This is a genomic window from Streptomyces sp. NPDC034049, from assembly GCF_055575575.1.
The window spans coordinates 145,691-168,913 of record NZ_JBVISJ010000010.1 but is presented as its reverse complement, the minus strand read 5'-3'; the positions used below and the strand labels follow the sequence as shown (position 1 = coordinate 168,913).

Annotated in this window: 22 protein-coding genes; 9 read left to right on the top strand and 13 right to left on the bottom strand. The window is 72.0% G+C overall.

Annotation, left to right across the window (positions count from 1 at the left end; all coding sequences use genetic code 11):
- Positions 1-21 precede the first annotated feature (21 nt).
- From ACZ52C_RS27495 to ACZ52C_RS27470, 6 genes are all read right to left on the bottom strand, one after another.
- Entirely contained in the window at positions 22-2,070 is a 2,049-nt protein-coding gene (locus ACZ52C_RS27495; protein WP_469077271.1) for a serine/threonine-protein kinase, read from the bottom strand.
- Between the two features lie 16 nt (positions 2,071-2,086).
- Complete coding sequence (locus ACZ52C_RS27490) at positions 2,087-3,652, bottom strand: DUF6777 domain-containing protein (protein ID WP_469077270.1); 1,566 nt, start codon at positions 3,650-3,652, stop codon at positions 2,087-2,089.
- Positions 3,653-3,858: 206 nt separating this feature from the next.
- Positions 3,859-4,803, bottom strand: a complete 945-nt coding sequence (locus tag ACZ52C_RS27485) for a cytochrome c oxidase assembly protein (RefSeq protein WP_469077269.1) — start codon at positions 4,801-4,803, stop codon at positions 3,859-3,861.
- 202 nt (positions 4,804-5,005) lie between these two features.
- Positions 5,006-6,031, bottom strand: coding sequence for a 6-phosphofructokinase (locus ACZ52C_RS27480; protein ID WP_469077268.1), 1,026 nt, complete (start codon positions 6,029-6,031; stop codon positions 5,006-5,008).
- 244 nt (positions 6,032-6,275) lie between these two features.
- Positions 6,276-7,004, bottom strand: a complete 729-nt coding sequence (locus tag ACZ52C_RS27475) for a type 1 glutamine amidotransferase (protein WP_469077267.1) — start codon at positions 7,002-7,004, stop codon at positions 6,276-6,278.
- Between the two features lie 38 nt (positions 7,005-7,042).
- Positions 7,043-8,281: a Mur ligase family protein gene (locus ACZ52C_RS27470; protein ID WP_045562346.1), complete on the bottom strand. Its 1,239-nt coding sequence runs from the start codon at positions 8,279-8,281 to the stop codon at positions 7,043-7,045.
- Between the two features lie 152 nt (positions 8,282-8,433).
- On the opposite strand from ACZ52C_RS27470, the gene def reads away from it, so the two are divergent.
- A complete protein-coding gene (gene def / locus ACZ52C_RS27465) occupies positions 8,434-8,973 on the top strand; it encodes a peptide deformylase (protein ID WP_469077266.1) in 540 nt (179 codons plus the stop codon).
- A gap of 95 nt (positions 8,974-9,068) precedes the next feature.
- Here the strand turns inward: def and ACZ52C_RS27460 are convergent, their stop codons facing one another.
- A complete protein-coding gene (locus ACZ52C_RS27460) occupies positions 9,069-9,713 on the bottom strand; it encodes a TetR/AcrR family transcriptional regulator (RefSeq protein WP_467333977.1) in 645 nt (214 codons plus the stop codon).
- A gap of 172 nt (positions 9,714-9,885) precedes the next feature.
- On the opposite strand from ACZ52C_RS27460, the gene ACZ52C_RS27455 reads away from it, so the two are divergent.
- Together ACZ52C_RS27455 and ACZ52C_RS27450 are read left to right on the top strand one after the other, a co-directional pair.
- Positions 9,886-11,112 carry an acyl-CoA dehydrogenase family protein gene (locus tag ACZ52C_RS27455; RefSeq protein ID WP_316730502.1) on the top strand — a complete coding sequence of 409 codons (1,227 nt, stop codon included), beginning with the start codon at positions 9,886-9,888 and terminating at the stop codon, positions 11,110-11,112.
- Positions 11,113-11,249: 137 nt separating this feature from the next.
- Positions 11,250-11,450, top strand: coding sequence for a hypothetical protein (locus ACZ52C_RS27450; RefSeq protein ID WP_469077265.1), 201 nt, complete (start codon positions 11,250-11,252; stop codon positions 11,448-11,450).
- Between the two features lie 112 nt (positions 11,451-11,562).
- Here ACZ52C_RS27450 and ACZ52C_RS27445 read toward each other — a convergent pair whose 3' ends face one another.
- The 5 genes from ACZ52C_RS27445 to ACZ52C_RS27425 all read right to left on the bottom strand — a co-directional run bounded on the left by ACZ52C_RS27445 (position 11,563) and on the right by ACZ52C_RS27425 (position 16,322).
- A complete protein-coding gene (locus tag ACZ52C_RS27445; RefSeq protein WP_045562964.1) occupies positions 11,563-11,799 on the bottom strand; it encodes a DUF6213 family protein in 237 nt (78 codons plus the stop codon).
- Positions 11,800-11,824: 25 nt separating this feature from the next.
- Positions 11,825-13,210, bottom strand: a complete 1,386-nt coding sequence (locus tag ACZ52C_RS27440; protein WP_469077264.1) for an NADP-dependent succinic semialdehyde dehydrogenase — start codon at positions 13,208-13,210, stop codon at positions 11,825-11,827.
- Positions 13,211-13,274: 64 nt separating this feature from the next.
- A complete protein-coding gene (locus ACZ52C_RS27435) occupies positions 13,275-13,742 on the bottom strand; it encodes an NUDIX hydrolase (protein ID WP_469077263.1) in 468 nt (155 codons plus the stop codon).
- Positions 13,739-15,277, bottom strand: a complete 1,539-nt coding sequence (locus tag ACZ52C_RS27430) for an ATP-dependent DNA ligase (protein WP_469077262.1) — start codon at positions 15,275-15,277, stop codon at positions 13,739-13,741. Before ACZ52C_RS27430 ends, ACZ52C_RS27435 begins: the two co-directional genes overlap by 4 nt.
- Before the next feature lie 118 nt (positions 15,278-15,395).
- Positions 15,396-16,322, bottom strand: coding sequence for an NAD(P)/FAD-dependent oxidoreductase (locus ACZ52C_RS27425; protein WP_469077261.1), 927 nt, complete (start codon positions 16,320-16,322; stop codon positions 15,396-15,398).
- Positions 16,323-16,400: 78 nt separating this feature from the next.
- Between ACZ52C_RS27425 and ACZ52C_RS27420 the strand changes: the two genes are divergently transcribed.
- From ACZ52C_RS27420 to ACZ52C_RS27395, 6 genes are all read left to right on the top strand, one after another.
- A complete protein-coding gene (locus ACZ52C_RS27420; protein WP_060885613.1) occupies positions 16,401-16,997 on the top strand; it encodes a helix-turn-helix domain-containing protein in 597 nt (198 codons plus the stop codon).
- A gap of 114 nt (positions 16,998-17,111) precedes the next feature.
- Complete coding sequence (locus ACZ52C_RS27415; RefSeq protein WP_469077260.1) at positions 17,112-18,089, top strand: NADPH:quinone oxidoreductase family protein; 978 nt, start codon at positions 17,112-17,114, stop codon at positions 18,087-18,089.
- Positions 18,086-19,270: an acyl-CoA dehydrogenase family protein gene (locus ACZ52C_RS27410; RefSeq protein ID WP_469077259.1), complete on the top strand. Its 1,185-nt coding sequence runs from the start codon at positions 18,086-18,088 to the stop codon at positions 19,268-19,270. Before ACZ52C_RS27415 ends, ACZ52C_RS27410 begins: the two co-directional genes overlap by 4 nt.
- On the top strand, positions 19,267-20,370 hold the full coding sequence (locus tag ACZ52C_RS27405; RefSeq protein ID WP_469077258.1) for an acyl-CoA dehydrogenase family protein: 1,104 nt from the start codon (positions 19,267-19,269) through the stop codon (positions 20,368-20,370). The genes ACZ52C_RS27410 and ACZ52C_RS27405 overlap by 4 nt, the downstream gene beginning before the upstream one ends.
- Positions 20,371-20,574: 204 nt before the next feature.
- The gene (locus tag ACZ52C_RS27400) at positions 20,575-21,444 is read left to right on the top strand and encodes a phosphatidylinositol-specific phospholipase C/glycerophosphodiester phosphodiesterase family protein (RefSeq protein WP_469077257.1); all 870 of its coding nucleotides are present in this window, start codon (positions 20,575-20,577) and stop codon (positions 21,442-21,444) included.
- 117 nt (positions 21,445-21,561) lie between these two features.
- A complete protein-coding gene (locus tag ACZ52C_RS27395) occupies positions 21,562-21,756 on the top strand; it encodes a hypothetical protein (protein WP_045562955.1) in 195 nt (64 codons plus the stop codon).
- A 211-nt stretch (positions 21,757-21,967) separates the two neighbouring features.
- Here the strand turns inward: ACZ52C_RS27395 and ACZ52C_RS27390 are convergent, their stop codons facing one another.
- Complete coding sequence (locus ACZ52C_RS27390) at positions 21,968-23,191, bottom strand: phosphodiester glycosidase family protein (RefSeq protein WP_469077256.1); 1,224 nt, start codon at positions 23,189-23,191, stop codon at positions 21,968-21,970.
- Between the last annotated feature and the right edge of the window lie 32 nt (positions 23,192-23,223).

The following is a 23,223-nucleotide window of genomic DNA, read 5'->3' as shown; positions in this document are numbered from 1 at the left end:
GCAACACCCTTCCTCAGGTCCTCAGGCTTCTTCTCCCTCCATGGTGCCCCCACTGGCGGAAATGACAGTGCAGACGACGAAATGTGCCCCCTTTTTCCAGCCGTCCTCGCTGACCCAGAAATTGGAACCGGTCCGGTCGGGCTCATAGCCGTACTGCTGCGGCGGCAGGTTCGTCTCGCAGGCGGTGCGCGCCCGCTTCTGCGCTTTCCCGAAGGTGGTGTCGGAGCTCATCTCATGGAACCCGAGCACCTTCTCGTCATGGCGGTCCTGACAGGAGACCAGCCGCACCTTGTTGCTGGAGATCCGGTCGAGGCAGTCCTGCTTCTGCAGGGTGGCGACATCGTCGATCACCGTCTCACCCACCGCCCGGTTCTCCCCGATCGGCCCGTACACCGGCCTGCGCTCACCCAGCAGCAGACAGGCGACCCGGTGGCCGGCGGCGTCGAACCCGTCGTCGGTCGGCAGCACGGCATGGGCGCGGACGTCCACGAGCCTCTCCCGGGCCTCCAGGGTGAGCTGCTCGCACTGGGCGGCTCCGCCCGCGCGGGCGTCCTCGGCGGACGACACCTCGTAGGAGGCCATCACCTGCCCGTCCATCGCGGGTCCCGCACACCCGGGCACGATCCGCAGCCGGGCGGCGTCCGTGAACGGAGCGTCGGTCCAGGTGACGTCGACGCAGTCGCCGTCCTTCAGCGGCTCGGTCAGGCCCACGGTGCCGCCGTAGGGCAGGGCCGTGCTCCCGGTGCCGCCGCCGAGACCGTCCGTCAGCTCCTTCATGGTGCCCACGGCGTACCAGGTTCCGCCGACGACCAGGGCGAGACCGAGGGTGGTGGCCATGCCCGCGAGAAGGGCCCGGCTGCGATGCCGGCGGCGATGTCCGCCGGAGCCGGCTGCCGAGCCGCCCCCGGTGGGCCGCGGGGGAGGGGCGAAGCCGTCTCCACCGGCGCCGACCGCCCGGTGCTCCGCCGGCGACCAGCCGTCCCCAGGTCCCCGCGCTTCGCCTCCTCCCGGCCCGCCGTGGCCACTGAGTCCAGCGTGTCCGCCTTGTCCACCGCGTCCCCTGTCTCCGCCCGACGGCACGTACCACGGTGTCTCGTGCGCGACGGGCGGGACGAGGGGGTGTTCCGGCTCCGCCGTGTGCGTGGGCTCGCTCGCCCACTGCGGTTGCGAGCCGAGGTCGGGCGCGGTGCGCGGGTGGGCCTGGGGCATGACGATCGCGGAGAGCGCCGCCTCGGTCTCGGCGGCGGTGATCCGGCGCACGGGATCCTTGGTGAGCATGGCGGCCAGCACCGGCTCCAACGCGCCGGCCCGCAGCATGGGCCGCGGTTCCTCCAGGACCACGGCGGTGAGGGCCGCGATCTCCGCGTCACGGTCGAAGGGCCCGTACCCCTCGACGGCGTGGTAGAGCGTGCAGCCCAGCGAGAACAGGTCGGACGCGGCGGTCGGCGGCCCGCCCTGCGCCCGCTCGGGTGCCAGATACCCGGCGGTGCCGACCAGCACATGGGTCCGGGTGTACCGGGTCTCCTGGGTGTCGGGCTGGACGGAGATGCCGTAGTCGGTGAGGAGCACACGGGCGTACGGCGATCCGGCGTGGTCCGGGGCGAGCAGGATGTTGGCCGGCTTGACGTCCCGGTGCATGATGCCGCGTTCGTGCCCGGCGGTCAGCGCGTCCAGCACCGCGAGCCCGATCCGGGCGCACTCGGCGGGTGCGAGGGGGCCTCGCCGGTCCACCAGCGCCTTCAGATCGAGGGCGCCCGGCACGTACTCCATGACGATCCACGGCAGCGCGTCGTGCTCCAGGACGTCGTGCACGGTGACCACGTTCGGGTGGGCGCGCAGACCGGCGGCGTGCCGGGCCTCCGCGCGGGCGCGGGCCACGCGGGCGGCGCGGTCCTGCTCGGCCTCGCCCGGATGCCGGAACACGATCTCCTTGAGCGCCACCTCGCAGTCCAGCTGCCGGTCGTGCGCCAGCCAGACATGGCCCATGCCGCCGCTGCCCAGCTGGTTCAGCAGGAGGTAGCGGTCGGCGATGACCCGGCCGCCCCCCGAATGCGGTGCTCCTGACTGCATCGGTCACTCCCAGGGTTCAGATCCACATGAGCTGGGCCGGTTCCTCGACGGGGTCGCCCGGAGTCCCCTCATCACTCGGATCCCAGGGATCTCCCGGGTCGTCCGACGGCGGATCACCGGTCGGATCGGGATCGGGGGCGGTCGGTGGCACGGTCGACCTGGTGGGGCTGGGCGGCGTCGAGGGAACGGGGGAAGTGGGAGCGGACGTGGGGGTGGGATCCGAGGGGCGCTCGGAGGACTGGGAGGGCGAGGGCGTGAGGGACGTACCTCCCGTGGGCTGCGGCGCGGTGGACTCTGTGGGAGACGGCACACCGTCCGTCGGGGAGGAGTCACCGTCCGAGGGCGTCGTACCCGGGTCCGTCGGCACGGAACTGCTCTCGGACGGCGACCCGCCGGACGAGGACCCACTCGAGTCCGACCCGCCCGAGTCCGACCCGCTCGAGTCCGATCCACCTGACGAGGGCCCATCCGAGCCCGACCCACCTGACGGCGACCCGCCCGGGTCGGACCCGCCCGAGTCCGACCCGTCCGTCGACGATCCGCCCGGGTCCGTGGGCTCCGTCGGCCCCGGATCCGTCCCCGTGGAGCCGCCGGCCGGCCCCGACCCGCCGTCCGAGCCCGACCCGGACCCGGAGGTGTCGGTGCCGTCCGTACCGTCGGTGCCGCTGTCGGACGCCTTGCCCGGCCACTCCACGTCCAGGGCCACCGCGGCGCCGAACTCCAGCTCGGTGCCCGGCCCGGGGCTCGACCCGGTCACCGGTGCGTCACCCGGCGGCATCTCGTCCCCGGTGACCGTCACCGCCAGGCCCTTCTCCGCCATGGCCGCGCTCGCCTCACCGAAGGTCATCCCCCGTACCTTCGGCACGGCCCGCCGCGCACGCGCGTCGAACGTCGTGTCGGACCCACCCGTGGTGCCGACCTCCCGGCTGATGCCCCGGTCCGGGTCCTCGACGTCGACGAGCTTGATCTCCTTCAGCTGCTCGGGCGCGGGCTTGACGACGATCACCGCGGCCTCGTCGTAGCTCTCCCACTCCTTGTTGTCGCCGCTGAACGTCACGTCGATGCGGTCCGGGTCCGCGGTGAACGAGCGCAGCGGATTTCCGCAGCTGCACTTCACGGCGGGCAGCCCCTGGTCGTCCACCAATACCGCGATACCGGCTTCCAGCAGCGCGTCGAAGGGGACGCCACGGCCCTTCTTGTAGTCGTGGTTCTTCACGAGGGTGTCGTGGCGCAGCAGAACAGGTGTGAGGTCGCCGAGATAATCCGGGATGCGGTCGACATCGACGCCGACGATCCGGGCCCATTCCTGAGCCTTTTTCTTGTTCTCGGGGGCCGTGAGGAAATCCTCCAGCTTGCCCACGTCGCAGATCTTCGGTTTCCGTGTGCCCCCGTACAGGCCGGGGGTGCTGCCCTGCTGGAGCCCGCTGTGCGGTTGTGAGGACCGCAGGTCGGGCTGGTCCCGGCCGAGCCGTTCGCCCTCGTCGAAGAAGGGGGCGAGGGACGGTACCCCCGCGGCCACCGCCGTCACCGCGAGCAGTGACGGGGTCGACTCGCCACAACCGGTGAGGACCAGTAGACCCACCAATAGAAAACATGTTCGCAAGCGCGCGCGAATTGTCATGACCGCTCCCCCCGGCGGTTTCCCCCGTCACCCCGCGACGCGTATGCGGGGCTCACGCATCATGCTACTGAAGGGCAAAGCCTTTCCGTCAAGAGAAAAGAAAAGGGGCACTGTCCTGTGGCCAAAGAAAAGAATGAGGACAGAAGAGGAAGGAAAAGAAATGAGGCTCAGCGACTACGAGCATTGAGGGAGGCGAGGTAGGCGTTGTACGCCTCCAGCTCCTTGTCGCCGTCCCGGTCGGCCGCGCGGTCCGTGCGCCGGGCCTGCCGCTGCTCGGAGTTGTACCACTGGAAGAGCAGCGCCAACAGGACGAGCACGGAGGGGATCTCGCTGAAGGCCCAGGCGATGCCACCGGCCGCGTTCTGGTCGGCGAGCGCGTCGATGCCGAGGGAGGCGGGCGGGTTCTCGTACGTCTTGACCATCGGGGCGGACGCCATCATCAGCGCGATGCCGAAGAAGGCGTGGAACGGCATGCCCGCGAACAGCTCCAGCATCCGCATCAGATAGCCGGGGCGGTGCGGGCCGGGGTCCACGCCCATGATCGGCCAGAAGAAGAAGAGCCCGACCAGCAGGAAGTGCGTCATCATCACGATGTGCCCCGGCGTCGACCCCATCAGGAAGTCGAACAGCGGTGTGAAGTACAGGCCGTAGAGGCTCGCGATGAACATCGGGATCGTGAACGCCGGATGCGTGACGATCTTCATGTACCAGCTGTGCAGGAACATCAGCAGCAGCTCGCGCGGCCCCTTGCGCCCCTTCCCCGCCACCGGCAGCGCCCGCAGCGCCAGGGTCATCGGCGCCCCCAGCAGCAGCACGATCGGCGCCAGCATGCTGATCACCATGTGCTGCACCATGTGCACGCTGAACATCACCATGCCGTAGTCGTTCAGCCCGGTGCACGTCACCAGCATCACGAGCAGCACACCGACGACGAACGCGACGGTCCGTCCCACCGGCCACTTGTCCCCCCGCCGCACGAGGCGCACCACACCCCAGCCGTAGAGCGCGAGCCCGGCCAGACAGGCGACGAGGAAGAAGGGGTCGGCCGACCACGCGAGCCCCCGCCCGAGGGTGAAGGGCAGAAGCCCCATGCCGTGCCCGCTGTGGTCCATCCGCCGGCTCCTGTTTCGTGGGGGTTGAGCGCTGTACGTCCGCCCCCAGACTAGAACCGCCCCCGGCCGCCTCAGCGACCGGGGGCAAGCCCTGAAGGGGCGCGGGGCTGTTTCGACATGCGGCTCCGCCGCGTGGGCGCGATCCACCACGAACGGCCCGCAGCCCGCGAACCACCTGCTGGACCGAGCTGTCACCGGCGCCCTAAAGCACGCACTCCGCCTCGGCGTACCGCTCCGACGGCACCGTCTTCAGCGTCTCGACCGCCTCCGCCAGCGGCACCATCACGATGTCGGTCCCCCGCAGCGCGGTCATGTGCCCGAACTCACCCCGGTGCACGGCCTCCACCGCGTGCCACCCGAACCGGGTCGCCAGCACCCGGTCGTACGCGGTCGGCGTACCGCCGCGCTGCACATGCCCGAGGATCACCGGCCGCGCCTCCTTCCCGAGGCGCTGCTCCAGCTCGACCGACAGCTGCCGCGCGATCCCCGCGAACCGCTCGTGCCCGTAGATGTCCTTGCCGCCCTCGTCGAAATCCATCGACCCGGCCTTCGGCTTGGCGCCCTCCGCGGCGACGACGATCGCGAACCGCTTGCCCGCCGAGAACCGCTCGGCGACCTTCGTGGTCAGCTCGTCGATGTCGAAGGGCCGTTCCGGTACGACGATGGCGTGCGCGCCGGCCGCCATGCCGGAGTGGAGCGCGATCCAGCCGGTGTGGCGGCCCATGACCTCCACGACCAGCACGCGCTGGTGGGACTCGGCGGTGGTCTTCAGCCGGTCCAGCGCCTCCGTCGCGACCCCCACGGCCGTGTCGAAGCCGAAGGTGACGTCGGTGACCGCGATGTCGTTGTCGATGGTCTTCGGCACGCCCACGACCGGCAGTCCGCTGTCCGACATCAGCCGGGCCGCCTTCAGCGTGCCCTCGCCGCCGATGGGGATGATCGCGTCGAGCCCGAGCTCCGCGACGTGTTCCTTCGCCCGTGCCACCCCGTCCCGCAGGTGCGAGGGCTGGACGCGGGAGGAGCCGAGGATCGTGCCGCCGCGGGCCAGGATGCCCGCCACGGCGTCCAGGTCGAGCTTGAGGTAGTCGCAGTCCAGGAGACCTTTCCAGCCGTCCCGGAAGCCGATGACCTCGTCGCCGTGGTCGACGACGGCGCGGTGCACGACGGACCGGATGACGGCGTTCAGTCCAGGACAGTCGCCGCCGGACGTGAGGACACCAATGCGCATAGCCCGAATACCTTCTCGACGTGGGCCGGGGACCGGACCACGTTGTCCGGCTGGAATCCCCGCCACCCTACCGGCGGCAGGGGGCGGGGCCGTAGCGGGCGTCCGCCTGCTGGACGGCCCCGCACAGGTGAGCGGAGCCCTGGTCAGACGGGCTTTCACAGGTGAGCGAGAGGCGCCACGGATGGGCCTTTCGCTCACGCGCTGGTGAACCGTTTCTCAAGGCCCCGGCCCTCCGCCGGACGTGTTACGCGGGCTGCTGGGCCGCCGAGATCCGCTCGTCGCGCAGCGCCTCGAACCAGCGGTCGTCGGTCGGCGGCAGCGCGTTCACGTCCAGCGCCAGCTTCAGCAGCAGGTCCGCGATCTGCGGGTTCCGTGCCAGCACCGGCCCGTGCATGTACGTGCCGAACACGGTGTCGTTGTACGCGCCCTCCGTGCCGTCCCCCGTGCCGTTGCCCTTGCCGAGCCGCACGTTCGCGAGCGGGCGGGCGGTGGGTCCGAGGTGGGTGACGCCCTGGTGGTTCTCGAACCCGGTCAGCTGCGGCAGCCCGAGGCGCGGGTCGATGTCCGCGAGGACGTCGCCGACGCACCGCTCGCCCTCGCCCCGGGTCGTCGTCACGTCGAGCAGACCGAGGCCGGGCTCGCGCTGGCCGAGGTCGTTGACGAACTCGTGGCCGAGGATCTGGTAGCCGGCGCAGACCGCGAAGACGATCGCGCCGTTGTTCACCGCCTGGTACAGGTGGCGGTCGCGGCGCAGCCGCTCGGCCGCCAGCCGCTGCGGCCGGTCCTCGCCGCCGCCGATCAGATAGATGTCGCCGGAGGTCGGGATCGGCTGGTCGCTGCGCACGTCCAGCCGGGCCACGTCCAGGCCGCGCTGGCGCGCCCGGCGCTCGACGACGAGGACGTTGCCCTGGTCGCCGTAGGTGCTGAGCAGGTCCGGGTAGACCCAGACGATCCGCAGGCTGTTGTCACTCATGAAGTCAGTGCCCCTCAGAGTCGTATGTGGTCGGATGCTCAGTTGCCCACGCGGCGGCGCAGGTCCTGGAACGCGGTGTAGTTCGCGATGACCTCGATCCGGCCCGGCGGGCACATCTGCACCGCCTGGTCGAGGGTGTCGCAGACCTGGAAGTGCTGGTTCGCGACTTCCAGGCGCACCGCGAGGTCCAGCTTGCGGTCGCCGAGCACGAAGATCGGGTGGCCGGTGAGCCGGGTGTAGTCCACGTCCCACAGCCAGGAGGTGTCGGTGCCGTCGGCGCCGCGCGCGTTCACCGAGAGGATCACCGGCGAAGGCGGCGGGTCGATCAGGGAGAACGTCTCCAGCCAGCCCGCCGGGTTCTTGGCGAGCAGCAGCCGCAGGTCGCGCTGCATGAACTGGACCACGTCGTACCGTCCGGCGACCGCCTGGACCTGGTACATGCGTTCCAGGGCGACCTGGGGCGGCACCCCGAAGACGGCGGCGGTGGCGGCCGACGAGGCGGCGTTGGCCTTGTTGGCGCGGCCCGGCAGCTGCAGATGGATCGGCCAGGCCGAACCGTGCGGGTCCAGGACGTGGTCGCCGGAGAGCGCCCAGCTCGGCGTCGGGCGGCGGAAACCGCACTCGCCGCAGAACCAGTCGTCGCCGGGGCGCTGCATCACACCGCCGCAGGACGGGCAGGACCAGGCGTCGTCCTTCCACATCTGGCCGACCGCGACCCAGATCACGTTCGGCGACGACGAGGCCGCCCACACGATCAGCGGGTCGTCGCAGTTGGCCACGACGACGGCCTTGGTGCCGGCCAGGCCCTCCCGCCACGCTTCCGCCATCATGCGGGTCTCGGCGGCACGGTCGAGCTGGTCGCGGGAGAGGTTGAGCAGCGCGATGCACTTGGGGTCGGTGTCCCGCGCGACACCGGCGAGGTACTTCTCGTCGACCTCGATCACCGCGAACTTGGCGTCCGAGTTCCCGGCGAGGGCCGAGGTGATGCCCGCGGGCATGTTGGCGCCGAGCGCGTTCGAGACGACCTCGCCCGCGGCGCGGAGTGCCTCGGCGATCAGCCGGGTCGTGGTGGTCTTGCCGTTGGTGGCCGAGACCAGGACGACGTCCAGGCTCTGTGCGAGCCGGGCGAGGAGGTCGGGGTCGAGTTTCAGTGCCACCCGGCCACCGATCACAGATCCGCTACCGCGCCCCGCGGCACGCGATGCCGCCGCGACCGCTTTGCCCGCCGTCACGGCCAGCTTGGCCCGCGGCGTGAGCGGGTCCGAGTTGCCTGCCATCAGTTCTCGATCCTCCTTGCGTACAGCGCCGCGCCCAGTCCCGGCTACGTGTGGACCAAAGCCTATCGAGATCCACTCACCCGCCCGAATCTCGACCGGGCCGTCGCCCCGTCCGGACCGGCGATATCGGGTCCGAACGTACCCTTGCGGCCATGCGAAGCGGCTCGATTCCCGGCGCCCGAGGGCGCGTTCTCCCCATGACACTGCTCGGGGACCCCGTATTGCAGACGCCCTGTGAAGAGGTGACGGACTTCGGGCCCGAACTGGTGCGGCTTGTGGAGGACATGTTCGCGACGATGTACCACGCGCGGGGGGTGGGGCTCGCCGCGAACCAGGTGGGCCGGGCGCTCCGGGTGTTCGTGTACGACTGTCCGGACGACGACGAGGTGCGTCATCTCGGCCATGTGGTGAACCCGAGGCTGGTGGCCACGGAGGGGATCGTGCTGCGGGGGCCCGAGGGGTGTCTGTCGCTGCCGGGGCTGGAGGCGGGGGTGGAGCGGTACGACGAGGCCGTGGTGGAGGGGTTCACGGTGGACGGGGACCGGGTGCGGGTGCGGGGGAGCGGGTTCTTCGCGCGGTGCCTCCAGCACGAGTGCGATCACCTTGAGGGCCGGGTTTATGTGGACCGGTTGTCGGGGTGGCGGCGTTCTCGGGTGATGAGGAAGGTCGCTCGGGCGTCGTGGGGGGTGTGAGTTCGTCGGCGGGTGGGGGTTCGGTGGGGGTTCTCGCGCACTTCCCCGCGCCCCTTTTCAGGGGCGCTGATGACCGACTTCGCCGAAAAGGAACCCTAGAAGCCCGGGCCGCCGACCTTGTCGCCCGCCGCTGCCAGGCGGCCCCAGAGGAGGTCTGCGAGGCTGCGGACCAACTCGGCCCTGGTGAGGGGGCGTTCGCCGAGCCACCAGTCGCCGGCGGCGTGCATCATGCCTACGATGCCGTGGCCCCATACACGTGCCAATAGGCGGCTGTCGGGGCCGAGGTCGAGGCGCTCCTCGATGACCGTGCCGAGTTCCTCGCCCATGCGCCGCAGGAGGGGGGCCGAGTGCTTGCCCACGTCGAAGCCCTGGTCGCCGGGTTGGCCGCCCTCGGCGGGGTGCATGAGGAAGCGGTACACCTGGGGGCGGGCCTCGATGGCGGCCAGATAGGTGTCGAGCGTCGCCTCGACACGTTCGCGGCGCTCCGCCGGGGCGTCCAGCGCGGCCCGCAGGGAGTCGAGCAGGGCGTCGGTGTGACGCTGGGCGAGGGCGGCGTAGAGTCCGCCCTTGTCGCCGAAGTGGCGATAGAGGATCGGCTTGGTGATGCCGGCCTCGGCGGCGATGGCGTTCATCGACGCTCCGGGGCCGTCGCGGAGCACGACTCGGTCCGCGGCCTCCAGCAGCTCGCGCCGACGGCGGTCGGCGGACCGCTCCTGGTCGGTCCGCTGCGTGGTGTCCATGAGTCTCTCCCCCACATACTGATGACAGTGACGCCTGCGCAAACTAACACTGATTGACACGACCGGATCGAACGGGCTACCGAGCCCGCCCCGGGAGTTGACTTTTCCTACCGACCGGTAACAGACTCCAGTTACCGCAGGTAACATCTTAGTGCAGTGCTGGAGGCGCGTCATGGCCGAGTTCACCATGGAACTCAACGAGGAACAGCGAGAGGTCCGCGACTGGCTCCACGGATTCGCCGCCGATGTGATCCGCCCCGCGGCCGCCGAGTGGGACGAGCGCGAGGAGACCCCCTGGCCGGTGATCCAGGAGGCCGCCAAGGTCGGCATCTACTCCCTCGACTTCTACGCCCAGCAGTACTTCGACCCCACCGGCCTCGGCATCCCCATGGCCATGGAGGAGCTGTTCTGGGGCGACGCGGGCATCGCGCTGTCCATCGTCGGCACCGGCCTCGCCGCCGTCGGCGTCCTCGCCAACGGCACCGAGGAGCAGGTTGGCACCTGGATCCCCCAGATGTACGGCGACGCGAACGACGTCAAGGTCGCCGCGTTCTGCTCCTCCGAGCCCGACGCCGGTTCCGACGTCGCCTCCATGCGCACCCGCGCGGTCTACGACGAGGCCAAGGACGAGTGGGTCCTCAACGGCACCAAGACCTGGGCGACCAACGGCGGCATCGCCAACGTCCACGTCGTCGTCGCCGTGGTCGACCCCGAGCTCGGCTCCAAGGGCCACGCGTCCTTCATCGTCCCGCCGAACACGCCCGGCCTGTCCCAGGGCCAGAAGTTCAAGAAGCACGGCATCCGCGCCTCCCACACCGCCGAGGTCGTCCTGGAGGACGTGCGCGTCCCCGGCTCCTGCCTCCTCGGCGGCAAGGAGAAGCTCGACGAGCGTCTGGCGCGGGCCCGTGAGCGGGCCAAGGCCGGCGGTGAGCGGGTGAAGAACGCCGCGATGGCCACGTTCGAGGCGTCCCGCCCGGCCGTCGGCGCCATGGCGGTGGGCACCGCCCGCGCCGCCTACGAGGTCGCCCTCGACTACGCCAAGACCCGTGAGCAGTTCGGCCGGCCCATCATCGACAACCAGGGCGTCGCCTTCCAGCTCGCGGATATGCGGACCTCCGTCGACGCGGCGCGGCTGCTGGTGTGGCGGGCGTCCTGGATGGCGATCAACGGCAAGCAGTTCACGGCGGCCGAGGGGTCCCAGTCGAAGCTGTTCGCGAGCGAGACGGCGAAGAAGGTCACGGCGCAGGCGATCCAGATCCTGGGCGGCAACGGGTACACCCGTGAGTACCCGGTCGAGCGGATGCACCGGGACGCGGCCATCTACACCATCTTCGAGGGTACGAGTGAGGTGCAGCGGCTGGTGATCGCCCGGACGCTGTCGGGGATGCCGATTCGGTAGCCCCGAGGGGATGTCGTGCGATTCGGGGTGCGGGAGCGTCGTGGTCGCTCGCGCAGTTCCCCGCGCCCCTTGGCCCCGAGGCCGACCCCCTGCTGCCCCTGATCGCCTCCGGCGCGGCCGGGCTCGGCACCCTCGCCGTGCTCGCGGAGGGCGAGGCGGTGGCGGCGCGGGCGCTCGGGGTGTACGCCGAGGCGTGCGGGGTGGACGCGGAACGGGCCGCGGCGTACGAGCCGCTGCCGGGCTGTCAGGCCTACCCGTCGTACGTCGCCCGGCTCGCCCTCGGCGCGGCATCGGCCGACTGCTCCAGAGCTACGAGTCGATGTTCTGGACCACTGTGACGCGACCCTGCGGAACGCGCCCCGTCAGGGGCCCGGGGAACTGCGCGCCAGCCACGACGTACCCGCAGGCGCGTACCGGCGTGAGGGCTAGGGCGCGTGGGCGAACCGGCCTTCAGCCGGACGCGCCGCCGCTGCTGTGCGCGATGCACGCCACGTCGATCCGGTCCGCCAGCTTCGCCAGTTCGATCGTCAGGGCCGCCACCGTGTCCTCGTCGAGCTCCTCACCCGCCTCCACCAGGTGCAGCCAGCGCCCGCCCACCGTCCGCAGCAGCTTGCTCACATCGGCCGCAGACACCTGTAGGGTCCCGCGGTCGTCGACGATCAGAGGCAGAGTCACTTCGCGGTTCACAACGGGGATGGTAGCCGCGGAACGCTCACGCCCCGTGCCATACCGTGGTGATGTTGCAGAACTCCCGGATTCCGTGTCCGGACAGCTCACGCCCGTATCCGGACCGCTTGACCCCGCCGAACGGGAACGCCGGGTGGGAGGCGGTCATCCCGTTGACGTAGACCGCGCCGGCGTCGAGGTCCCGGACGAAGCGGTCGACCTCGGCGGTTTCCTGGGTCCACACGTTGGAGCTGAGCCCGAAGGGCGTGTCGTTGGCGATCGCGATCGCTTCGTCGAGGTCGGCGACCCGGTACAGGGTCGCCACCGGGCCGAAGGTCTCCTCCTGGTGGACGCGCATCTCGGGGGTGATGTCGGCGAGGACGGTCGGCGGGTAGAACCAGCCGGGCCCGTCGGGCCGTTCCGCGCCGCACAGGACGGTGGCGCCGCTCTCCACGGCCTCGTCGACCAGTTCCTCCAGGTCCTCACGGCCCCGCTCGCTGGAGAGCGGGCCGACGTCGGTGTCCTCGTCCAGCGGGTCGCCCACCTTCAACGCCTTCATCGCCTCGACGAACCGCTCGGCGAAGGCGTCGTACACGTCGGCGTGCACGATGAACCGCTTGGCGGCGATGCACGACTGGCCGGTGTTCTGCACCCGGGCCGTCACGGCGACCTGCGCCGCCTTCTCGACGTCGGCGGAGGGCATCACCACGTACGGGTCGCTGCCGCCCAGTTCCAGGACGGTCTTCTTGACCTCGTCGCCCGCGACCGAGGCGACGGCCCGGCCGGCGGGCTCGCTGCCGGTGAGGGTGGCGGCCTTCACCCGCGGATCGCGCAGGATGTCCTCGATCGCGCCGGAGCCGACGAGCAGCGTCTGGAAGCAGCCCTCGGGGAAGCCCGCCCGACGGAAGAGGTCCTCCAGGTAGAGCGCGGTCTGCGGGACGTTGGAGGCGTGCTTCAGCAGACCCACGTTGCCGGCCATCAGGGCGGGCGCGGCGAAGCGGATCACCTGCCAGAGCGGGAAGTTCCACGGCATCACGGCGAGCACCGGGCCGAGCGGCCGGTAGCGGACCAGGACCCGGGAGGCGCCCGAGTCCTTCACGTCCGCGTCGGAGGGCTCCACGTCGGTGAGCAGCACCTCGGCGTGGTCGGCGTACCAGCGCATCGCCTTCGCGCACTTGGCGGCCTCGGCGCGGGCCTGCTTGACGGGCTTGCCCATCTCCGTGGTCATCACCCGGGCGACGTCCTCGGTGTCCTCGTCGAGGAGGTCGGCGGCCCGGCGCAGCAGCCGGGCGCGTTCCGCGAAGGAGGTGGTCCGGTAGGTGCGGAACGTGGCGTCGGCGGTGGCGAGGCGGTGTTCGATCTCCTCCTCGCCCAGGGCGTCGTACGTCTTGAGGGTCTCGCCGTTCGCCGGGTTGACCGTGGCGATGGGCATGCTGGCCTCCTGCGTGGGCTGTCCTTCGACCTTCCCGCGCGACGGCGCACGCCGCAACGCGGACTCAGTCCGAGTGCTCCAGGAGACGGTCGAGAAACTCCGCCTGTGCCGGGACGATCACGGCCCTGGCCCGTTCGACGGTGAACCACTCCACGCGGTCCAGCTCAGGGAACTCCTGGAGCTGTCCCGACCTCGGCGGCCACTCCATGCGGAACGTCCCCGGTACGACGGTCGCCGGGTCGAGGTCCGCCTCGATCGCCCAGGCCGTGACGATCTTGCCGTTCTTCTGCTGCACCTCGCCCAGCGGTACGGCCTCCCCGTCGGGCGGCGTCAGGCCCAGCTCCTCCTGGAACTCCCGGCGGGCCGCGTCCCACGCGGGCTCGTCCGGCTCGTACTCGCCCTTGGGCACGCTCCACGCCCCCGCGTCCTTGTGCGCGAAGTACGGGCCGCCCATGTGGCCGAGCAGTACCTCGACGCCGTGCTCGGTGCGGCGGTGGAGCAGCAGGCCGGCACTGCGCTTGGGTGTGGTCAACGGGTCACCTCGGGGTGTGCGGCGAGCAGGGCCTCGACCGTATCGGCTTCCGCGGGGGTCTTGTCCTCGCGGTACCGGATCACGCGGGCGAAGCGGAGGGTGACGCCGGCCGGGTAACGGGTGGAGCGCTGCAGGCCGTCGTAGGCGACCTCGACGACGAGTTCGGGGCGTACGGTCACGCCCCAGCGGTGCTCCTCCACCGCCAGTTCCGTCAGCCGTTCGGTCTGCCAGGCCAGCAACGCGTCGGTCATGCCCTTGAAGGTCTTGCCGAGCATGGCGAAGGAGCCGTCGGCGGTGCGGGCGCCGAGGTGGAGGTTGGAGAGCCGGCCCGTGCGGCGGCCGTGGCCCCATTCGGCGGCCAGGACCACCAGATCGAGGGTGTGGACGGGCTTGACCTTCAGCCAGGACGCCCCGCGCCGGCCCGCGCTGTAGGGGGCGTCGAGGGCCTTCAGCACGACACCCTCGTGGCCGCGTTCCAGGGTGGCGGCGAGGAAGCCCTCCGCCTCGGCGAGGTCGCCGGGGCCGTGCACCAGGGTGCGGCGGACGCGCATCGGTTCGGGGACGAGGCGGGCCAGTTCGGTGTGCCGGTCGGCGAAGGGCAGGTCGAGGAGGTCCTGGCCGTCCACGGACAAGGCGTCGAAGAAGACCGGCGAGACCGGGACCTGTGCGGCGGCCGTCGCCACGTCCAGCCGGGAGCCGACGCGTCCGGCGGTCTCCTGGAAGGAGCGGGGCCGGCCGGTCTCGTCGAACGCGATCACCTCGCCGTCCAGGATGAACCGTTGGCCCCTCAACTCCAGTGCGGCGGCGGTGAGTTCGGGCAGTCGGTCGGTGATGTCGTCCAGGGTGCGGGTGTAGAGGCGCACGCGGTCGCCGTCGCGGTGGACCTGGACGCGGATGCCGTCGAGCTTCTCCTCGACCGCGCACACGCCGAGCTTCGCCACGGCCTCCGCGACGGAGGACGCGCTGTGCGCCAGCATCGGCTGGACGGGCCGCCCGACGGTGAGCCGGAACGCGTCGAGGGCCGAGGCGCCCTCCGCGAGCAGGGCCTGCGCCACGGTCTGCAGCGAACCGGCCAGCATCACCGCCCGGCGTACGTCGGTGGCGGGCGCGCCGGTGGCGCCGGCCAGCCCCTCCACGGCGAGGGCGTCGAGGGCGCCCTGGCGGACCTCCCCGGTGAGCAGACCGAACAGGTAGCGCTGCTCGTCCTCGGTGGCCGCCCTCAGCAACTCGCCGACCAGGCGCCTTCGTTCGGCCTGCGAACCGGTGCCGGTGACCGCGCCGATCACCGTCAGCCGGGTGTCGACCTCGCGGACCGTGAGGGTGGGGGTGTCGGCCGGCAGGATGTGCTGGTCCAGGACCTTCCAGCCGATGCCGAGTCTGCCCTGGGGCAGTCGGCCCGCGAGGTACGGGATGACGATCGGGACGTCCGCCGCGTCGGCGTCGCGGAAGAGTTCGGCGAGCAGGGCGGTCTTGCGGGACCGGGCCGAGGTGGCGGCGATCTCTTGCGACACGCGGGCGAGCCGGGCGAAGAGCATGGGGCCATGGTCCTACGGAGTTTCGCCGGGCGCCTATGGGGGTGGGGGTGCGGGTCTCGGCGGGTGCGGGTGCGGGTGCGGGTGCGTCGTGGCTTGTCGCGCAGTTCCCCGCGCCCCTTCAGGTGTCCAGGTCCGTCATCAGGAGGTCTCCGTTGATCGTGGCGCCCGCTCGGTAGCCCGAGGAGGCCGCGTTGATCACCTGTTCGGAGAAGCCCATCGCGTTGCCGGCGGCCCAGACCTCGGGGACCGTGGTGCGGCCGGTCGGGTCGACCACGGGGTAGGCGCCGAAGGGGGTCTCGTTCAGGTCGGCGCCCAGTTTCTCCAGCAGGCCGGTCCGCGGGAGGGGCCGGGGCGCGGTAAAGAGCACCGAGCGGGCGTGGGTCGTGCCGTCGGCGAGCCTGACGCCGGTGAGGCGGTCGTCCTCCACGACCAGGCCGGCGACCTCGCCGGGGACCACGCGGACCCCGGCGGCGGCGAGGCGGCGCAGGTCGTCGTCGGAGAGGTCGCTCTCGGGGACCTCGTGCGGGAACAGGGTCACGTCCTTGGACCACTGGGAGACCATCAGGGCCTGGTGGACGCTCAGCGGGGACGTCGCGAGCACGCCGAAGGGCTGGTCGCGGACCTCCCAGCCGTGGCAGTAGGGGCAGTGCAGGACGTCCCGGCCGAAGCGTTCGGCGACGCCGGGGACGGCCGGAAGCTCGTCCTTCAGCCCCGTGGCGACGACCAGGCGCCGGGCACGCGCGGTCCGGCCGTCCGCGAGGACGACGGTGAGGTGCCGGCCGTCGTCGTCCCGGGTCACGTCGACCGCCCGGCCCCGGACCAGCTCCACGCCGTAGCGGGCGATCTCCTCCCGTCCGACGGCCAGGAACTCCGCCGGGGGCATCCCGTCCCGCGACAGGAAGCCCTGCATGTGCGCGGCGGGCGCGTTGCGGGGCTCGCCCGCGTCGACGACCAGGGTGCGGCGCCGGGCCCGGCCGAGGACCAGGGCGGCGGAGAGTCCTGCCGCGCCGCCGCCGATGACGATCACTTCGTACTGCTGGGTCATGGTGACCACCTCCATGCCCGACGGTCGCGCGAGCACTGCCGCATTGACAAATGTCTTTGCTGAAACTGCAATGGAGCGATGAGTGAGACGGGTGAGGAGACCGGCGGCACGGACGAGGTGCTCGCCGGAGTCGGGCCGCGGCTGCGGCGGATCCGCAAGGAGCGCGAGGCGACGCTCGCCGGGCTGTCGGAGGCGACCGGCATCTCGGTGAGCACGCTGTCGCGGCTGGAGTCGGGGCTGCGCAAGCCCAGCCTGGAGCTGCTGCTGCCGATCGCGCGGGCCCACCAGGTGCCGCTGGACGAGCTGATCGGGGAGCCGCCGGTGGGCGATCCCCGGGTGCGGTCGAAACCGATCCAGCGGCACGGGCGGACGTACTGGCCGCTCACCCGCCAGCCGGGCGGGCTCCAGGCCTTCAAGGTGCTCATCCCGCAGTCGCAGCAGGAGCCGGAGCCGCGCACCCACGAGGGCTACGAGTGGCTGTATGTGATGTCCGGGAAACTGCGCGTCGTGCTCGGCGAACATGATGTGGTGATGGTGGCCGGGGAGGCCGCCGAGTTCGACACCCGGGTGCCGCACTGGTTCGGTTCGACGGGGGAGGGGCCGGTGGAGTTCCTCAGCCTGTTCGGGCCGCAGGGGGAGCGGATGCACGTACGGGCCAGGCCGGCGCGGTCGTGACGCACGCTACTGGACCCGGACGGTTCCCCGGAAGGCAAGCGACCGCTTAGTATGCATGCGGCAGTCGGGCCGGGGCCCGACGAGGCAGTCGGAAGCAGTCCGTGGAGGCACCGCATGCAGGCATGGCAAGTGCACGAGAACGGCGAGCCGAGCGAGGTGATGCGGCTCCAGGACGTGGAGCGGCCCACGCCCGGCGACGGCCAGGTCCTGCTGAAGGTGCGTGCCGCGAACATCAACTTCCCCGATGTCCTGATGTGCCGCGGGCACTACCAGGTCCGCCCGCCGCTGCCCTTCGCCCCGGGCGTGGAGATCTGCGGCGAGACCGAGGACGGCCGCCGGGTTCTCGCCAATCCGGCGCTGCCCCACGGTGGCTTCGCCGAGTACGCGGTCGCCGATGCCGCCGCCCTGCTGCCCGCGCCCGAGTCGCTGGACGACGCCGAGGCCGCGGCCCTGCACATCGGCTACCAGACGGGCTGGTTCGGCCTCCACCGCCGGGCACGCCTCGAAGCGGGGGAGACCCTGCTCGTCCACGCTGCCGCCGGAGGGGTCGGCAGCGCGGCGGTGCAGCTCGGCAAGGCGGCCGGGGCGACGGTCATCGGTGTCGTGGGCGGCGCCGACAAGGCCGCCGTGGCCCGGGAGCTGGGCTGCGACGTGGTGATCGACCGGCGGAGCGAGGACGTCGTCTCCGCCGTGAAGGAAGCCACTTCGGGCCGGGGCGCGGACGTGATCTACGACCCCGTGGGCGGCGAGGCCTACACGCAGTCGACCAAGGTCGTCGCCTTCGAGGGGCGCATCGTGGTCGTCGGCTTCGCCAGCGGGACGATCCCCAGCCCCGGCCTCAACCACGCCCTGGTCAAGAACTACGCGATCCTCGGCCTGCACTGGGGCCTGTACAACACCAAGAACCCGAAGCTGGTCCAGCACTGCCACGAGCAGCTCACCGAGCTGGCGGCCCGGGGCGTGGTCAAGCCGCTGGTGAGCGAGCGCGCACCGCTCGCCGGAGCGGCGGCCGCCGTGCAGCGCGTCGCCGACGGCGTGACCACGGGCCGGCTCGTCGTGGTGCCCTCGCCGGAGAACGGAGCCGCCGCATGACCGACGCAGCAGACCTCAGGCGCCGCACGGCCGAGTTGCTGGCCGCGCACCCGCCCGCCACCACCGACCGCCTGGACTTCCTGCGCGCCCGCTTCGACGCCGGACTCGCCTGGGTGCACTACCCCGAGGGCCTCGGCGGACTCGGCGCCCCACGCTCCCTCCAGGCCGTGGTCGACGCCGACCTGGCGGCCGAGGGCGCCCCCGACAACGACCCGCGCCGCATCGGCATCGGCCTCGGCATGGCCGCGCCCACGATCCTCGCCTACGGCACCGAGGAGCAGAAGCGGCGGTTCCTGCGCCCGCTGTGGACCGGCGAGGAGGTCTGGTGCCAGCTCTTCAGCGAGCCCGGCGCCGGGTCCGACCTCGCCGCGCTCGGCACCCGGGCCGTCCGGCAGGGCGACGGTGACTGGGTCGTCAACGGGCAGAAGGTGTGGACGTCCAGCGCCCACGTGGCCCGCTGGGCCATCCTCATCGCCCGCACCGACCCGGACGTGCCCAAGCACCGGGGCATCACCTACTTCCTCTGCGACATGACCGACCCGGGCATCGAGGTCCGCCCGCTCCGCCAGGTCACCGGCGAGGCCGAGTTCAACGAGGTGTTCATCACCGACGTCCGCATCCCGGACGTGCGTCGCCTCGGCGAGGTCGGCGACGGCTGGAAGGTCGCGCAGACCACCCTCAACAACGAACGCGTCGCCATCGGCGGCATGCGGCTGCCCCGCGAGGGCGGCATGATCGGCCCGGTCACGAAGACCTGGCGCGAACGCCCCGAACTGCGCACCCACGACCTCCACCAGCGGCTGCTGAAGCTCTGGGTCGAGGCCGAGGCCGCCCGGCTCACCGCCGAACGGCTGCGGCAGCAGCTCGTCGCCGGACAGCCCGGCCCCGAGGGCGCCGGCATGAAGCTCGCCTTCGCCCGCCTCAACCAGGAGATCAGCGGCCTGGAGGTCGAACTCCGGGGCGAGGAAGGGCTGTTGTACGACGACTGGACCATGCGCCGTCCCGAGCTGGTCGACTTCGTCGGCCGCGACGCCGGCTACCGCTACCTCCGCTCCAAGGGCAACAGCATCGAGGGCGGGACCACCGAGGTCCTGCTGAACATCGTCGCCGAGCGCGTCCTGGGCCTGCCCGGCGAACCGCGCACCGACAAGGACGTCGCGTGGAAGGACCTCGCCCGATGAGCACCCAGTCGCCCCAGCGCGCAGAGCCCGACCTGCTGTATTCGGAGGACGAGGAGGCCCTCCGCGCGGCCGTGCGCGACCTGCTGACCGACCACTGCGACGCTGCCGGGGTCATCGCCCGCGCCGAGTCGGACGCGCCGCACGACCGTGAGCTGTGGAAGCTGCTCGCCGACGGCATGGGCCTCGCCGGCCTCCTCGTCCCCGAGGAGCTGGGCGGCCAGGGCGCCTCGCATCGCGAAGCCGCCGTCGTCCTGGAGGAACTCGGCCGGAGCGTCGCCCCGGTGCCGTACCTCACCAGTGCCGTCGTCGCCACCGAGGCCCTGCTGGCCGGCGACGCCGGTGACCTCCTCGGCGACCTGGCGTCGGGCCGCCGGATCGGCGCCCTCGCCGTCGCCCTGCACGTCTCCGCGGGCAGCGCCTACAAGGTCGTACGGTTCGAGGACGGCGCCCTGCACGGAGAGCTGACCGGCATCGCCGACGCGGCCGTCGCCGACGTGCTGCTGGTGCCCGCCGACGACGGGGGCCTCTACGCGGTCGACGCCTCGGCGGTGACCGTCACCCCGCAGGTGTCCCTGGACCTGACCCGGCCGCTGGCGAAGGTGACGCTCGACGGGGCGCCGGGCCGGCTCCTCGGAGACGCCGAGCCCGCCGTCCGCCGCGCCCTGCGCGCCGGGGCCGGACTGCTCGCCTCCGAGCAACTCGGCCTCGCCGAATGGACGTTGACCGAGACGGTCCGCTACCTCAAGGAGCGCAAGCAGTTCAACCGGCCCGTCGGCGGCTTCCAGGCGCTCAAGCACCGCCTCGCGCAGCTGTGGCTGGAGGTCGTCAACCTGCGGGCCGCCGCCCGGAACGCGGCCGACCGGCTCGCCACCGGCGACGACGACGCCGACCTCGCGGTGGCCGTCGCCCAGGCCTTCGCCGCGCCCGTGGCCGTCCACACGGCCGAGGAAGCGCTCCAGCTGCACGGCGGGATCGGCATGACCTGGGAGCACCCGGTCCACCTGTACCTGAAGAGGGCCAAGGCGGACTCGATCGCGTACGGCACGGCGGGCGCCCACCGGGCGGCCCTGGCCGAACTGGTCGACCTCCAGGCGCCCTGACCGACGCCGGGAAAGCCCCGGAGAACAGCGAGCAGAGCCCGCCCCACCTGGGGCGGGCTTCTCCGTGTGCGCCCCCACGGGCGGGGCGGACCCGGGTGAACGCACGACGGCGGTCCGGCCAACTCCCCGCACGGGCCTGCTCATCGGCCCCTTCCGGCTCGCATACTCGCTGGGTCCGCAACCGGCCCACCCGGGAGGCAGAGCATGGCCCTCACCACCCGTCGCAGAGCCCTCACCACCCTCGGCGCCGCCCTCACGGGCGCCGTCGCCCTGCCCGCCACGAGCGCCCTGGCCGGCGAACCCAGGCACCGGCCGCGCCCGTTGTGGCGGGCCCACGCGCACAACGACTACGAGCACCCGCGGCCCCTCCTCGACGCCCTCGACCACCGCTTCGGCAGCGTCGAGGCCGACATCTTCCTCGTCGGCGACCGGCTCCTCGTCGCCCACGACCCCGCCGACCTGGACCCCGCCCGCACCCTCGAAGCCCTCTACCTCGACCCGCTCGCCGCTCGTGTCCGCGCCCACCACGGCTCGGTGTACCGGGGGCAGCGCAGGCCGCTGCAACTGCTCATCGACATCAAGACCGAGGGCTCCTCCACCTATCTGGAGCTCGACCGTCACCTGCGGCGCCACCGGCACCTGTTCACCACGTACGCGCACGGCCGGGTCCACCCGGGCGCGGTCACGGCCGTGATCTCCGGGGACCGGGCCGCCAGGGTGCCCATGGAGACGCAGACCGTGCGGCACGCCTTCTACGACGGGCGGCTCGCCGACCTCGTGTCGCCGACGCCCGCGCCCGCCTCCTTCATCCCGCTGATCTCCGACAACTGGCTGCTCAACTTCACCTGGCAGGGCGTCGGTCCGTTCCCGGAGGCCGAACGCGCGAGGCTCCGGCAGATCGTCTCCACGGCGCACGGGCGCGGGCAGAAGGTGCGGTTCTGGGCGACGCCCGACCAGGCCGGTCCGGCGCGGGACGCGCTCTGGGGCGAGCTGCTCGCGGCCGGTGTCGACCACCTCAACACGGATGACCTCGCGGGCCTCGAAGCGTTCCTGGACGCCCGCGGGGCGGCGTAGCCGCGGCCCGACCGACACCACTCGTTCGGCGGACGCGTCCGCCGCACGGACGAACCTTCCGCTACGCCACACTTGCGGCCGAATGCCGCGAAGTGGGCGTGGCGGAGGAGGTTGACGATGGCCGTTTCCATCTCTGTGGTGGTGCTGCTGATGATCCTGACGGTGGTCTTCCTGCGCAACGGCGCGCTGAAGTTGTCGCACGCCGTGGTCTGTGTGCTGCTGGGATTCTCGATGGCCGGCACGAGTCTGGCGCCGACCGTGCACAACGGGCTGACGGCCACGGCGGACATCGTGAGCAGTGTGAAGCCGTGAGGTGGGGCGGGGGCGCCTGATGGGGTGCGGGTGCGGGTGCGGGTGCGTCGGCGGCTGCGGCGCCGGTGGGGCTTCTCGCGCAGTTCCCCGCGCCCCTGAAAAGCAGGGGCTGCGCCCCGTGCTTTTCAGGCCCGCAGGGGCCTGGTCTTTCAGGGGCGCGGGGAACTGCGCGATCAGCCCCCACCGGGCCGGCAGCCGAAGTCCGCGTCGCTCACGGCTTGGTGAAGACGCCGATGCCGTTCGGTACGGCTCGTTCCGTGCCGTCGCTCGGGTGGTTGCGGACGGTGACCGTGCTCGCCCCCGGGGCGCGGGCCACGAGCGTGGAGGAGCCGCCGCCGTCCAGGCTGAACGCGTCGACCGATCCCAAGTCCCGCATAGTGGCGGCCACTTCGGCGATCGTGAGCCCGGTGCGGTAGGCCGCGGCGCCGTCCAGCGCGAGCAGCAGCAGACGGCGGCCGCCGTCGGCGACCCCCGCGGCCGTGCGGACCGCCGACGTCGTGCCGTCGAGGCCCGGCAGCGGTCGGCCGTCCCGCAGGACCGGGTAGCCGCCGAGCGCGAAGGCGTACGGCGTGCCGGTCGAGGAGACCAGGAGGTGCCGTACCTCCACCGCGTCACCGGGGGCGAGCTTGCGCAGCTGCTGGGCGCCCGCCTCGCGGCCGACCAGCACGGTCGCGCCGGCCGCGATCGCGCCGCTGCCGGGGGTGCCCGCCGTACCGACCACGCGGCCGTCCTCCACCAGCACCTCGTGGCTGTCGGTGCTGCACGGCGCGGCCCGGTCGGTGTCCGTGCCGCAGACCGCGCGCATCCGCGAGACATCGCCCCAGTCCGAGGTGAACGCTCCCACGGAACCGACCGGCAGGGCGTACTGGTTGAGGCCGCGGAGCGGAAGGTCGCCCTCGGCGGTGGTGACGGAACCGTCGAGGGCGATGCTGTCGAGGCGGGCCGTACCGTCGGTGGTGACACCCAGTACGTCCGTGGTGCCGGTGCCCGGTGGCAGGGCCGGGCCGAAGCGCTGGCCCTTCGGCACGGCGGCCTTCAGCGCGTGCCCGTCGGCGATCGCCGGGCCGACCGGCGCCCCCGTGGCCGCGACGCCGGGGTGCTGGGTCTCGGTGATGTTGAAGAAGTCGCCGTTGACCCCGGCCACGGCACCCGCCGCGCCGGCCAGCCGGGACACCGTCGCCCGCGAGGCCACCTTCCCCGGGTACAGCAGCCCGACGCCCACCTGGGGGTTGCCGAGGTCGACGCTCAGCACATGGGCGTGCGTCAGGCCCATGGCCGCCTGGATGTCGAACTCGCTGTACTCCACGCCCGGCGCGACGACGGCCCCGGGCGCGCCGGCGGCCGGGGCAGCCCCCACGAGGGCGGCGCCGGCCAGCACGCTCCACGCCGAGAGGACCGTCAGTACCGTTCTGAACCGTCGAGCACGACGTGTCACGGTGCCCCCTGATGTCTCGTCAAATGTCCCAG